The sequence below is a fragment of the Flavobacterium sp. 1355 genome (assembly GCF_017833415.1).
Taxonomy (GTDB): Bacteria; Bacteroidota; Bacteroidia; order Flavobacteriales; family Flavobacteriaceae; genus Flavobacterium.
Genome location: NZ_JAFICC010000007.1, coordinates 246666 through 259860, shown reverse-complemented (window position 1 = coordinate 259860; position 13195 = coordinate 246666). Strand labels below are relative to the sequence as shown.

Here is a 13195-nt window from a genome sequence, read left to right as displayed (position 1 = left end):
AAAAATAGAAAAATATGCTATACTATTTATTTGAATATTTTGACAAAACTTTGGATATAAGCGGAACGGGAGTTTTTCAGTATATCACCTTTAGATCGGCTTTGGCATTTATGCTTTCACTGCTTTTGTCAACGATTTACGGAAAAAGAGTTATCAACTTTTTGCGTAAACAGCAAGTAGGCGAAACTGTTCGTGAGCTGGGTCTTGCAGGTCAGAATGAGAAAGCAGGAACTCCTACCATGGGAGGTCTTATTATCATTTTTGCGACACTTGTGCCGGTTTTGTTATTTGCCCGTTTGCATAATATTTACATAGTATTGCTTATAGTAACCACTCTTTGGATGGGTACAATTGGTTTTGTTGATGATTATATTAAAATATTCAAAAAAGATAAGCAAGGCCTTAAAGGAATTTTTAAAGTTATAGGACAGGTGGGTCTTGGGATTATTGTTGGAGCTGTTTTATATTTTAATCCGGCTGTAACAGTAAGAACAGATACTGGAAGAACGGATATTTATAAAAATGTAAGCTCAACTGTAGTTTTACCGGCTCCGGTTGAAGAAAAGTCAACAGCGACAACAATTCCGTTTGTAAAAAATAATGAATTTGATTACGCCGAAATTCTGTCCTTTATGGGAGAAGGATACGAAAAATGGGCGTGGCTGATTTTTATTCCAGTTGTTATTTTTATCATTACAGCAGTTTCAAACGGAGCAAATTTAACTGACGGAATTGACGGACTCGCCGCAGGAACGTCGGCGATATCTGTTCTCGCACTCGGTATTTTTACATTTGTTTCGGGTAATATTATTTTTTCAAATTATCTAAACATTATGTACATCCCCAATTCGGGAGAGATGACAGTTTTTATATCTGCTTTTACAGGAGCTCTGATTGGATTTCTATGGTATAATTCTTTTCCTGCCTCTGTTTTTATGGGAGACACAGGAAGCTTGACGATTGGCGGAATCATTGCTGTTTTGGCAATTGCAGTCCGTAAAGAAATCTTAATTGTTTTGTTCTGCGGAATTTTCCTTGCAGAGAGTGCTTCTGTAATTATTCAGGTGGCTTATTTTAAATATACAAAAAGACGTTTTGGCGAAGGAAGAAGAATTTTCCTGATGTCGCCTTTGCATCATCATTATCAGAAAAAGGGCTATCATGAAAGCAAAATTGTTACCCGATTCTGGATTGTTGCCATCATGTTAGCCATATTATCAATCGTTACATTAAAACTAAGATAGATGATGAGATTGGTAATTTTAGGAGGAGGAGAAAGTGGTGTTGGAACCGCGATCCTGGGAAAGAAAAAAGGATATGAAGTTTTTGTGTCTGATTTTGGAAAAATAAAAGAAAGTTATAAAGAGGTTCTTATAATTAATGGAATAGCCTGGGAAGAGGAGCAACATACCGAAGAGTTGATTTTGAATGCCGATGTCGTCATGAAAAGTCCTGGAATTCCGGAGAAATCTCCGATAGTAAAAAAACTTTTTGCCGCAGGAATTAAAGTGATTTCAGAAATAGAGTTTGCAAAACCTTACACTGAAGCCTTAACAATTGGAATTACCGGAAGCAATGGTAAAACCACAACAACAATGTTAACGCATCATTTACTGAAATCAGCAGGATTGAATGTTGGTCTGGGCGGAAATATCGGAAAAAGTTTTGCCTGGCAGGTAGCCGAAAATAAATACGATGCTTACGTTCTGGAATTAAGTAGTTTTCAGCTCGACGGAATTGTAGAATACAGACCCGATATTGCGATAATAACCAATATTAGTCCCGATCATTTAGACCGATACGAGTATAAATATCAAAACTATATCGATTCAAAGTTTAGAATAACAATGAATCAGACCGAAAGCGATTACCTGATTTATGACGCCGATGATGAAGCGAGTACAGAATGGCTAAAAAATAATAAAACAAAAGCAAAATTAATTCCTTTTTCACTGACAAAGAGTTTTGACGAAGGAGCTTCTATAAATAACAACAAAATGGAAATAAAGATCAACCAAGAAGAGTTTACAATGGAAACAGAATACATTGCGTTAGAAGGAAAACATAATATGAAAAACGCAATGGCAGCAAGCTCCGTAGCAAAGTTGATGCAAATCAGAAATGCAACAATTCGCGAAAGTTTATCTAATTTTCAAGGTGTTGAGCACCGTTTAGAAAAAGTATTAAAGATTCAGAATGTACAATACATCAACGACTCAAAAGCAACAAATGTAAATGCTACATTCTTTGCTTTAGACAGTATGAACGTTCCAACAGTTTGGATAGTTGGGGGTGTTGACAAAGGAAATGATTACAACGAATTAATGTCATTGGTTCGAGAAAAAGTAAAAGCAATCATCTGTTTAGGTATCGATAACAGAAAAATTATAGAGGCTTTTGGAAATGTTGTTGACATTATGGTTGAAGTAAACAATATGAACGACGCTGTAAAAACAGCACAACGTTTAACTGAAAAAGGCGATGCCGTTTTATTGTCTCCAGCGTGTGCAAGTTTCGATTTATTCGAAAATTACGAAGACAGAGGAAAGCAGTTTAAGCAAGCGGTACACAACTTGTAGAAAAATAGTTTCAAGTTTCAAGTTTCACGTTAGGCGGAACTTGAAACCTGAAACAAAAGAAACCTGAAACTAAAAGCAATGAAGGAGTTAGTAAATAAATTAAAAGGAGATAGAGTGATATGGTCATTTGTGGCTTTATTGGCACTGTTTTCGTTTATGCCTGTTTTTAGTGCGAGTAGTAATTTGGCTTATATCGGTCACGGTACAGGAAATACATTAGGCTATTTGGTAAAACACCTGGCGCACATTTGTATTGGATTTTTGATTATTTATTGGGTTCATAAAGTACCATATCATTATTTCAGGGCAATTTCTAAAATTGCATTGCCTGTAGTCTGGATCTTGTTGCTTTACACATTATTAAAAGGAACCGTAATTGCCGGAGCAAATGCAAGTCGTTGGATTCAGGTGCCTTTTATCGGGATTACATTTCAGACATCAACTTTGGCATCAATTGTATTATTTATATATGTTGCTCGTTATTTGTCTAAAACCAAAGAAGAAAATGAACCGTTTCAAACCTCATTTATACAGCTTTGGATTCCGGTTTTTATTACGTTAGTGCTTATTTTACCGGCTAACTTTTCGACAACAGCGTTGATTTTTTCAATGGTTATGATGTTGACATTTATTGGTAAATATCCATTAAAATATATAGGTTTTATAATTGGTTCAGGAATTGCAATGCTGGCTTTCTTTTTATTGGTTGCCAAAGCATTTCCCGAATCAGGATTCTTCAGCAGGGTATCAACCTGGGAAAGTCGTATTACGAATTTTACAACAGATAAGCCCGATGAAGATGATTACCAGATAGAAAAGGCAAAAATTGCAATAGCATCAGGTAGATTAGGAGGCTTAGGCCCGGGAAAAAGCGTTCAGAAAAACTTTTTGCCACAATCATCATCCGATTTTATTTATGCCATTGTTGTTGAAGAATACGGTTTAGTGGGAGGAGTTTCAATCTTACTGTTGTATTTATTGCTTTTGTTCCGATTTGTGATTGCTTCGCATAAAGCAAATACCTTATTTGGAAAATTAGTCGTCGTTGGTCTTGGTTTTCCGATGATATTTCAGGCGATGATCAATATGGCGGTTGCAGTAGAATTATTACCCGTAACAGGGCAAACGCTTCCGCTGATAAGTAGTGGAGGTAGTTCGATCTGGATGACATGTTTTTCTCTTGGAATTATCATTAGTGTGACTAAAAAAGAAGAGGAAATCGTAGAAGAACTACAGGAAAAGGAAAGAAGAAAAGAAGCACTTCAGAGATTAATAGATAAAGAACTGGCAGAAGAAGATTTGCCTGTTGATGAAAGAGAAGAAATCTATCAAGGCGAACCAATGTATTCCATCGAAGACAATTCAAGAAATCCGATGAATGCAGTTTTAAATAAATAAGATTTTTAAAGAAAAAAAGGAAATAAGCTATTAAAGCGAATAACTTTTAAAGATATGACAAAGTATAAATTCATACTAAGCGGTGGCGGAACTGGCGGACATATTTATCCGGCAATTGCGATTGCAAATGAGTTAAAATTACAATTTCCTGATGCTGAATTTCTTTTTGTAGGTGCCAAAGATAAAATGGAAATGCAAAAAGTACCTCAGGCAGGTTACGAAATAAAAGGACTTTGGATTGCCGGTTTACAAAGAAAACTGACTTTACAAAATATGATGTTTCCGCTAAAATTGGCAACAAGTTTATTAGAGTCAAGAAGAATCATCAGACAATTCAAACCAAATGTTGTGATAGGAACGGGAGGTTTTGCCAGCGGGCCATTATTACAAGCAGCTGGAGGAGCAGGAATTCCGACAGTAATTCAGGAGCAAAATTCATTTCCGGGAATTACAAATAAATTGCTGAGTAAAAAGGCAAATGCCATTTGTGTAGCATACGAGAATTTAGAACGATTTTTTCCAAAAGGCAAGATTGTTTTAACAGGAAATCCTGTTCGTCAGGATTTAATTGATATCGACAGTAAAAGAGACCAAGCAATTGCTTTCTATAATTTAGATCCCAACAAAAAAACATTGTTGATTTTGGGAGGAAGTTTAGGAGCGAGAAGAGTGAATCAATTAATTGAAAAAGAATTGCAGAATATACTTTCACAAGACGTTCAGATTATCTGGCAATGTGGAAAATTATATTTTGAAGATTATAAAAAATACAATCAGCCTAATGTAAAAGTGGTAGATTTTATTGAAAGAATGGATTTTGTTTATGCAGCAGCAGATGTAATTATTTCGCGTGCAGGCGCATCATCAGTTTCAGAATTATGTATTGTTGGAAAACCTGTAATCTTTATTCCGTCGCCAAACGTAGCAGAAGATCATCAGACCAAAAATGCGCAGGCAATTGTTGATGTAAAAGGAGCTATTTTGCTGAAGGAATCACAACTTGATAACGAGTTTAGTATTGTTTTTGAAGCATTGTTAAAAGATGAGGGAAAACAAAAACAATTGAGCGAAAACATAAAGAAAATTGCTAAACCAAATGCGACAAAAGACATTGTAAATGAGATTATAAAGTTGTTATAATGTAATAATTAGAGAAAATTATACAACAATAATAAAAAGACAGAATGCTATTTTAGGCATTTTTGGATGTGAAAACAACAAAAAATATAAAGGCTTAACAGTTAGTTTTTTAATAAATAAAACACAAAATATACGCCTTTAGAAATTAAATAAAAATGAATTTAAATCAAATACAAAACGTTTACTTTATTGGTATTGGAGGCATCGGAATGAGCGCTCTTGCCCGTTATTTCAAATATATTGGAAAACAGGTTTCGGGTTATGATAAAACGCCGTCAATGCTAACAGATGAATTAATAGAAAGCGGAATTGATATTCATTTTGAAGATAATATTAGCTTAATTCCAAGTGATTATTATGTAGAGAATACATTAGTGATTTTTACTCCTGCAGTACCAAAAACCCACTCAGAATGGAACTTTTTTATCGAAAGGAATTATGAAATTAAAAAGCGTGCTGAAGTTTTAGGAATTATAACAAAAGACACTTTTAGCTTTGCTGTTGCAGGTACACACGGAAAAACAACAACATCAAGTATTTTAGGCCATATTTTGTATGAAAGCGGTGCAGATGTTACAGCTTTTGTTGGCGGAATTGTAGAGAATTATAATTCTAATCTGATTGGCAACGGAAAAACAGTTACAGTTGTTGAAGCAGATGAGTTTGACAGATCGTTCCTGCATTTGCACCCAAATATTGCCTGTATCACTTCTATGGACGCAGATCACCTGGATATCTACGGAACGAGCGAGGCTATTGAAGCTTCTTTTGTAGAATTTGCGAACAAAGTCGAAAATAAAAATAATCTTTTTATAACAAAAGAACTACCTCTTGAGGGAGTACAATGCGCTATAAATGAGGATGCTGTATATAAAGCATTTAATGTTCGTATAGAAAATGCCAATTATGTTTTTGATGTTCAGACACCATCAGAAATTATAGGAAATTTGCGTTTTGGACTACCCGGAAAACATAATTTAATGAATGCATTGATGGCTATTGCAATGGCCAAAACATATGGCACCACAACAGAATCGATTGCAAAAGCTATTGGCTCATTTAACGGAATCAGAAGACGTTTTTCATACCAGATCAAGACAGATCAATTGGTTTATATAGATGATTATGCACATCATCCGACAGAAATAAATGCTGTGCATCAGGCAGTTAGGGAGTTATATCCTGATCGTAAAGTATTAGCGGTTTTTCAGCCGCATTTATTCAGCAGAACAAAAGATTTTGCTGATGGATTTGCAGAAAGCCTTTCTGCTTTTGATGAAGTGTTTTTAATGGATATTTACCCGGCACGCGAGCTTCCGATGGAAGGGATTACATCAGAATGGCTTCTGGGCAAAATGACGAATTCGAACAAAAGAATTGTTGCAAAAAATGAATTATTGGAGTTGATAAAAGACAGCGACGCGCCAATAATTGTAACAATAGGAGCTGGTGATATTGGTGAAATGGTTCCATCTATCAAAAAAATGCTAAATGAAAATATTTAATTGGACAAATATTCGATTACTACTCATTTTTGGGCTTGTACTTTTTTTGTACTCCTTTGCTCAGCATCGAAATGGGAATAGAAAATTAAAAAAATCTACAGTAGTTTTTGTAGGAGAAAATACGCTTTTTGTAAAGCCGGAAATAGTTAATAAATTGTTGATAGAAAATAAAAAAGACGCTTCCAGTATCCGAAAAGATGAAGTAGATTTGAATAAGATAGAAAAAAACCTTGATACGCAAGACATGATTGAGAAGTCAGATGTTTTTGTAAGTATAGACGGTGTTCTAAAAGCAGTAGTAAAACAGAAGACTCCGATTGCCCGTATTTATGATGGCAACAAGTCTTTTTATATTGACTATGAGGGTAATAAAATGCCCTTGTCGGACAATTTTACAGCGCATGTTCCGCTTGTTTCTGGGACAATAAATGAAAAAAATAACGAAGATTTAGCCGCCCTATTTCGCACAATTTACGACGATGCGTTTTTGAAAAAAAACATCATTGCGATTCAAATTATGCCTAATGGCAGCTTAAAAATGTTTAATAGAAATTACGATTACTTCATCGATTTTGGAAGAACGATGAATGTTGATAAGAAATTTAGAAACTATAAAGCCTTTTTTCAAAAAGCAGTTTTAGATAGTTCGTTATACAAATACAATAAGATTGACCTTAGGTTTACAGAACAAGTAGTTTGCACAAAATAATAGAAAATGGAAAAAGATAACATTGCAGTAGGTCTAGATATTGGAACGACAAAGATAGTTGCCATGATAGGCAAAAAAAATGAATATGGTAAACTTGAAATTTTGGGTATTGGCAAATCCAAAAGTTTAGGTGTTGCCAGAGGTGTTGTAAACAACATTACGCAAACAATTCAATCTATTCAGCAAGCGATACTTGAAGCAGAAAATAACTCAGGTTATAAAATAAAAGATGTTGTAGTAGGTATTGCCGGCCAGCACATCAGAAGTATTCAGCATACAGATTACATAAGCCGTAGTAACCCGGAAGAAGTAATTGGCGAAAATGATATTCAGCTCTTAATCGATCAGGTTAATAAATTAGCCATGTTACCGGGAGAAGAAATTATCCACGTTTTGCCACAGGAATTTAAAATTGACGGTCAGTCTGAAATTAAAGAACCTATCGGAATGTACGGCGGAAGATTAGAGTCTAGTTTTCACGTAGTAGTTGGGCAGGCTTCTTCGATCAGAAATGTTGGAAGATGTATTCAGAGTTCAGGAATCGAATTATCAGGACTTACATTAGAGCCATTAGCATCTGCTGATGCCGTTTTGAGTCAGGAAGAAAAAGAAGCCGGAGTTGCGCTTATCGATATTGGTGGCGGAACAACAGATTTGGCCATTTTTAAAGATGGAATAATTCGTCACACAGCTGTAATTCCTTTTGGAGGAAATGTAATTACAGAAGACATCAAAGAAGGATGTTCAATTATAGAAAAACAAGCTGAGCTTTTAAAAATAAAATTCGGATCTGCATGGCCGGGAGAAAACAAAGACAACGAAATTGTTTCGATTCCAGGTTTAAGAGGCAGAGAACCAAAAGAAATTTCGCTTAAAAACCTATCTAAAATTATTCACGCACGTGTAGTGGAAATTGTAGAGCAGGTTTTTGCAGAAATCAAAGCGTATGGTCACGAAGATCCGCGTAAAAAATTAATTGCAGGAATTGTTCTTACCGGAGGTGGCGCTCAACTAAAGCATATTAAACAATTAGTAGAGTACATTACAGGAATGGATACCAGAATCGGATATCCAAATGAGCACTTAGCAGGAAATTCAAGCGAAGAAATTTCAAGTCCGTTATTTGCGACAGCTGTTGGCCTTGTCATGAATAGTATTGAAAATAGTACACAAAGTGCTGTTAGAATGGAACTTGTAAATGAACAGCCAAAAGTAGTTTACAGAAATGTAAATACCCAGCCGCAACAACCGGTGCAACAGCGATACGAAGTTGAAGAAAACTACGTTGAAAGAGTAGAAACCATTAATGAACCAAGAGAAATCAGAAATAATATTTCTAATAAGGTAACCAAAGATGAATCTACCGAAACAAAAATAAGAAGATCATTTTTTGACAGATATGTTGACAAAATCAAAGATTTTTTAGACAACGCTGAATAAATAATAAAGAGAAAAGGAATTACTTTTTGCCCCAAGTCAAGAAGTAAAAAATGTATTTAATTAAGAATTTCAAAACCAAAAAGATGATGAGCAACTCAGAATTTGGAAATATTTCATTTGATTTACCAAAAAATCAATCAAATGTAATTAAAGTAATAGGTGTCGGTGGAGGCGGAAGTAATGCTATAAACCACATGTTCAAGCAAGGTATTAAAGGGGTAGATTTTATCGTTTGTAATACAGATTCACAAGCACTGCAAAATAGTGCTGTACCAAATAAAATTCAGTTAGGAGTAAATTTAACAGAAGGTCTTGGAGCAGGAGCAAATCCTGACGTAGGGCAGCAATCTGCTATTGAAAGTATCTCTGAAATAGAAAAAATGTTAGAACGCGGTACCAAAATGGTATTTATTACCGCTGGTATGGGTGGAGGAACAGGTACAGGTGCTGCTCCGGTAATTGCACAATTGGCAAAAGAAAGAGAAATTTTGACAGTTGGTATCGTAACAATTCCTTTTCAGTTTGAAGGAAAAGTGCGTCAGGAACAAGCGCTTTTAGGAATCGAAAAATTGCGTAAGCAAGTCGATTCATTAATTGTAATTAATAATAATAAATTAAGAGAAGTATACGGAAATCTTGGTTTTAAAGCAGGATTCTCAAAAGCGGATGAAGTTTTGGCAACAGCCTCAAGAGGAATTGCCGAAGTAATTACGCACCACTATACTCAAAATATCGATTTACGTGATGCAAAAACTGTTTTAGCGAATAGTGGAACTGCTATCATGGGATCTTCTGTCGCTTCGGGAGAAAACAGAGCTAAAGATGCAATTGTTACTGCATTGGATTCTCCATTGTTAAACGACAACAAAATTACAGGAGCCAAAAACGTATTGTTGCTTATCGTTTCTGGATCTAACGAAATCACGCTTGATGAAATCGGAGAAATCAATGATCATATTCAGGCAGAAGCAGGTTATAATGCTAATATTATCATGGGAGTTGGTGAAGACGAAACTCTTGGTGAAGCTATTGCTGTAACTATTATTGCTACTGGTTTTGATGTAGAACAACAAAATGAAATTGTAAATACAGAACCTAAAAAAATCATTCACACACTAGAGGATGAGCAAAGAAGTGTTCATAATTTAACTAACAGACCTATTACTTCTTTTGATCTAAATGCTGAAACACCGGCAGCTCCTGCAGCACAAAAGGTAGTTTTTGATTTGATGGAAGATACGGTTGCTCCCGTAATACCTACACCTGTAGCAGTTGCACCAGCTGCTCCGACAATCAATCAGGAAGAATTGGTAGTAATGTCTGAGTTTATCAAAAATCTGGATGTTACTTTTGAAATCGTTTCGCCAATTACAGATATCGATTTTAAAATCTCAACTCCGGAAGTGCAGTCATTTCAGGAAGTAAAACCAGTTCAGCAAAAAGTTTTTGAAAAAGAAGAACAGACTACTTTTTCATTTGATTTGCCTCTTTTCAGAAGCGAACCGGAAGTAAAAAGAGAACCAGTTGTTGAGGATACTAAAATTCTTTTTGAACTGACAAACGAAACACGTAATATAAAAGTTAACGACCCTGTGCAGTTTGTTCCTGTAACAGAGCTATCTGATAACGGAATTATCAAATATTCCTTAGAAGAATACATGGAAGTTGAAAACGATTTGATAACATCTAAACCGGTAGAAAAAGCGGTTGAAGATGTAGTTCCTGAGGAATTGAATATCACACTTAAACCTAAAGTTGATTTTGCACACGAACCAGCTTATACAACGGTAGATAATGTTTCTCCGATGGAATTGACAATCGAGGAGACTTTACGCTTAAGAGCTGAAGAAAGAAGAAAGAAACTAAAAGAATTTAATTATAAATTCCATAATAATGTTTCAAGAATTGACGAACTTGAAAAAGAGCCTGCTTACAAAAGACTAGGAATCGATCTTTCAAATAATCAGTCAAATACAACCAATTCCAGAATATCTGTTGGTACGGATAGTAATAATGATTTGCAATTGCGTTCAAATAATTCATTTTTGCACGACAACGTAGATTAAGGTTACAATCATAATAATAGGATAACCCGAAGATTGGATTTAATTTTCGGGTTATTTTTTTTATCTTCGCACAGGATTTAGAAATTTGACTTTCTTTTGAGCAATAAAAAGAATTTTGAATTTTGCGAAGATTCACTTTCAAATAATCAATTGATGAGCAATGCTTATTTAAATAAAAGATAAAATGAGTTTACAGGCACAAATAATGGACGAAATCAAAACGGCCATGAAAGCAAAAGATACAGTAGCATTAGAAGCATTAAGAGCAATTAAATCTGAAATGTTACTGGCTGCAACTGCATCAGGCTCTAAAGAAGAATTAACAGAAGACGAAGAGGTAAAACTACTTCAGAAACTGGTAAAAACCCGTAAGGAAAGCGCAAGAATTTTTACAGAACAAAACCGTCCTGATTTGGCTGAACCTGAATTGGCGCAAGTAGCTGTAATTGAAAAATTCTTACCGGCACAATTAAGCGAAGCAGAAGTAGAAGCTGTAATTGCTAAAATTATCGCTGAAACAGGTGCTTCCGGAATCGCTTCTATGGGAAAAGTTATGGGATTAGCATCTGCCCAATTAGGCGGAACTGCTGAGGGAAAAACTATTTCTGCTATTGTGAAGAAACTTTTAGTATAAATAATATCAGATTGCAGAGTTCAGATTTAAATTCCAATTGGTAATCTAAAATCTGAATTCTAAATCATAAATCAAAAACGACCGCGTAGTTCAACTGGATAGAATATCAGATTTCGGCTCTGAGGGTTGGGGGTTCGAACCCCTCCGCGGTCACTAGACGGGACAAAGAAGATTTTTCTTCTTTGTCCCGTTTGTTTTTGTTATCTGTATTATGCCATATTTGAAAAGTCTATTCAAGAAATAAATAATAACAATTTTCAATTTCCTTAGGTATCCAGCCTTTTTTGATTAGTTTTTTATCCTTACCAATATCAAACTCTATAGTTATAGTTTTAATAGTATCTGTTTCCTGTTTTAATTCTATTGATTTTGTATTGCCTTTACTGTCAATAAAGTAAATATGAAACGATATATGTTTTTTGCTTATAAATTGATGTAATTCTGCAATACGATTATCCTCTTGTTCTATATTCTTAGCATGGACTAAATTTTCCCATATAGAATCTATCTGTCCACCTTTACTTTGACAGGAAGTAAAAAGCACTATTATTAATATACAAACTATAATATTTTTGAGCATATCTATTGTATTCTATGATTAGACAATTTTTTTTCCAACCAAATTTTAAAATATATTAAATGCCTGCTCATAATAACCTCTCCATGATGCATTACAGATTTTCTGTCTTTTATCCATTTACTTTCTTTGTACTCATCTTTTATCCCTAACATATGTCCAAACTCATGAACTGCCCCTCTTTGGGTCATCCCTGGCTTAGGAATGAAATCTTTATTATCTAATACAGTATTTCCATAAAAAACTTCAACATAACTAGTTTCGAAGGGTTTAAGTGTTTTACTTACAGATAAATCCCAATGATTAGAAAGCCAAGTATTTCCCGTATCTATTTTAAATTTAAAAACTAAAACTATTTTTCGGCCATCTTTTAGATGTTTTAAAATTCGATTTCCCCAAGCATTTTTAATCGTTTTTTCCCATTTATTTACATAATTTTTTTTCTCCTCATCAGTCCATATCAATGTTCCAGAATCACGAAAGGAAAATTGCAAATTCATAAAACATACCAATGTGAAATTTCTTGGTTTTTTCCCTTTAGCGATTAGGTACAAATCGTAAGCATCATTTGCAGACAATTCTCCTGCTGTAACATTAGTCTCATAATCTATGCATTCTTCATCGGGCATTAATATAAAAGGTGTTCGATATCCCATAGCTTATCTTTTTAGATTTTTCAAGTTATTCTCAAAATAGAGTAATTTATTTATACATTAATATTACATATAAAAACAATATAATTTACTTTTTTTGTAATATTTTATTTACATAATTTAAATTTTGACTTTTTGAGAAAAAGAGAAAGTGACATTTTACTTAGAATAAGTCACAAAATCTTCAAATCCTATAATAAATGTTTGAATTCTTTTATCCTCATGGCACTTAAAAAGTAAAAAAGCAGGTAAATTTTGAGGGTGTAAAAGTAGAATGCAACTATACAAAAGGAACAAAAAAAGTTTTCCCTTTTTCTGTAGTATCAGTTGAAAGAGGATTTACCAAAATTGACAAATACAAGTGATTTGAAGTCTTAATTTCAAAATTATAATCCTCCTTTTATCCCTCTAAAAGCTTACCATTAAGTTGTATAAAATTTAAAAATCTTCTGATTAAGGCTTAGATTGTGCACTTTAGAAGTCAAGATAAATAT

The 13195-nt window shown here is 34.3% G+C and carries 11 protein-coding genes and 1 tRNA gene; 10 read left to right on the top strand and 2 right to left on the bottom strand.

The window, feature by feature from the left end:
* Positions 1-14 precede the first annotated feature (14 nt).
* The 10 genes from mraY (at position 15) to JOD96_RS11115 (ending at position 11624) form a co-directional block, all read left to right on the top strand.
* Positions 15-1244 (top strand): phospho-N-acetylmuramoyl-pentapeptide-transferase, encoded by a 1230-nt coding sequence (gene mraY, locus JOD96_RS11160; protein WP_209564340.1) that lies wholly within the window; start codon positions 15-17, stop codon positions 1242-1244.
* A 3-nt stretch (positions 1245-1247) separates the two neighbouring features.
* A complete protein-coding gene (gene murD, locus JOD96_RS11155; protein WP_209564373.1) occupies positions 1248-2579 on the top strand; it encodes a UDP-N-acetylmuramoyl-L-alanine--D-glutamate ligase in 1332 nt (443 codons plus the stop codon).
* A gap of 78 nt (positions 2580-2657) precedes the next feature.
* Positions 2658-3977, top strand: coding sequence for an FtsW/RodA/SpoVE family cell cycle protein (locus JOD96_RS11150; RefSeq protein WP_209564339.1), 1320 nt, complete (start codon positions 2658-2660; stop codon positions 3975-3977).
* 54 nt (positions 3978-4031) lie between these two features.
* Positions 4032-5117, top strand: coding sequence for an undecaprenyldiphospho-muramoylpentapeptide beta-N-acetylglucosaminyltransferase (gene murG, locus JOD96_RS11145; protein WP_209564338.1), 1086 nt, complete (start codon positions 4032-4034; stop codon positions 5115-5117).
* 155 nt (positions 5118-5272) lie between these two features.
* The gene (murC, locus tag JOD96_RS11140) at positions 5273-6622 is read left to right on the top strand and encodes a UDP-N-acetylmuramate--L-alanine ligase (protein ID WP_209564337.1); all 1350 of its coding nucleotides are present in this window, start codon (positions 5273-5275) and stop codon (positions 6620-6622) included.
* The gene (locus tag JOD96_RS11135) at positions 6609-7331 is read left to right on the top strand and encodes a cell division protein FtsQ/DivIB (RefSeq protein WP_209564336.1); all 723 of its coding nucleotides are present in this window, start codon (positions 6609-6611) and stop codon (positions 7329-7331) included. The genes murC and JOD96_RS11135 overlap by 14 nt, the downstream gene beginning before the upstream one ends.
* A 6-nt stretch (positions 7332-7337) precedes the next feature.
* The gene (ftsA, locus tag JOD96_RS11130; protein ID WP_209564335.1) at positions 7338-8771 is read left to right on the top strand and encodes a cell division protein FtsA; all 1434 of its coding nucleotides are present in this window, start codon (positions 7338-7340) and stop codon (positions 8769-8771) included.
* Positions 8772-8854: 83 nt separating this feature from the next.
* Entirely contained in the window at positions 8855-10837 is a 1983-nt protein-coding gene (gene ftsZ / locus JOD96_RS11125) for a cell division protein FtsZ (RefSeq protein WP_209564334.1), read from the top strand.
* Positions 10838-11021: 184 nt separating this feature from the next.
* The gene (locus JOD96_RS11120; RefSeq protein ID WP_209564333.1) at positions 11022-11471 is read left to right on the top strand and encodes a GatB/YqeY domain-containing protein; all 450 of its coding nucleotides are present in this window, start codon (positions 11022-11024) and stop codon (positions 11469-11471) included.
* A gap of 79 nt (positions 11472-11550) precedes the next feature.
* Positions 11551-11624 (top strand) — tRNA-Arg (locus tag JOD96_RS11115).
* Between the two features lie 76 nt (positions 11625-11700).
* On the opposite strand, the gene JOD96_RS11110 is transcribed toward JOD96_RS11115, so the two are convergent.
* The gene (locus tag JOD96_RS11110) at positions 11701-12051 is read right to left on the bottom strand and encodes a hypothetical protein (protein WP_209564332.1); all 351 of its coding nucleotides are present in this window, start codon (positions 12049-12051) and stop codon (positions 11701-11703) included.
* A gap of 2 nt (positions 12052-12053) precedes the next feature.
* Positions 12054-12704 carry a hypothetical protein gene (locus tag JOD96_RS11105; RefSeq protein ID WP_209564331.1) on the bottom strand — a complete coding sequence of 217 codons (651 nt, stop codon included), beginning with the start codon at positions 12702-12704 and terminating at the stop codon, positions 12054-12056.
* Positions 12705-13195: the final 491 nt, after the last annotated feature.

What these genes read in the sequence shown, in the direction of transcription:
- JOD96_RS11120 (WP_209564333.1), top strand. Translation starts at nt 11,022, where the DNA reads ATGAGTTTACAGGCACAAATAATGGACGAAATCAAAACGGCCATGAAA.
- JOD96_RS11135 (WP_209564336.1), top strand. Translation starts at nt 6,609, where the DNA reads ATGAAAATATTTAATTGGACAAATATTCGATTACTACTCATTTTTGGG.
- murD (WP_209564373.1), top strand. Translation starts at nt 1,248, where the DNA reads ATGAGATTGGTAATTTTAGGAGGAGGAGAAAGTGGTGTTGGAACCGCG.
- JOD96_RS11150 (WP_209564339.1), top strand. Translation starts at nt 2,658, where the DNA reads ATGAAGGAGTTAGTAAATAAATTAAAAGGAGATAGAGTGATATGGTCA.
- ftsA (WP_209564335.1), top strand. Translation starts at nt 7,338, where the DNA reads ATGGAAAAAGATAACATTGCAGTAGGTCTAGATATTGGAACGACAAAG.
- murC (WP_209564337.1), top strand. Translation starts at nt 5,273, where the DNA reads ATGAATTTAAATCAAATACAAAACGTTTACTTTATTGGTATTGGAGGC.
- mraY (WP_209564340.1), top strand. Translation starts at nt 15, where the DNA reads ATGCTATACTATTTATTTGAATATTTTGACAAAACTTTGGATATAAGC.
- ftsZ (WP_209564334.1), top strand. Translation starts at nt 8,855, where the DNA reads ATGATGAGCAACTCAGAATTTGGAAATATTTCATTTGATTTACCAAAA.
- JOD96_RS11105 (WP_209564331.1), bottom strand. Translation starts at nt 12,704, where the DNA reads ATGGGATATCGAACACCTTTTATATTAATGCCCGATGAAGAATGCATA.
- JOD96_RS11110 (WP_209564332.1), bottom strand. Translation starts at nt 12,051, where the DNA reads ATGCTCAAAAATATTATAGTTTGTATATTAATAATAGTGCTTTTTACT.
- murG (WP_209564338.1), top strand. Translation starts at nt 4,032, where the DNA reads ATGACAAAGTATAAATTCATACTAAGCGGTGGCGGAACTGGCGGACAT.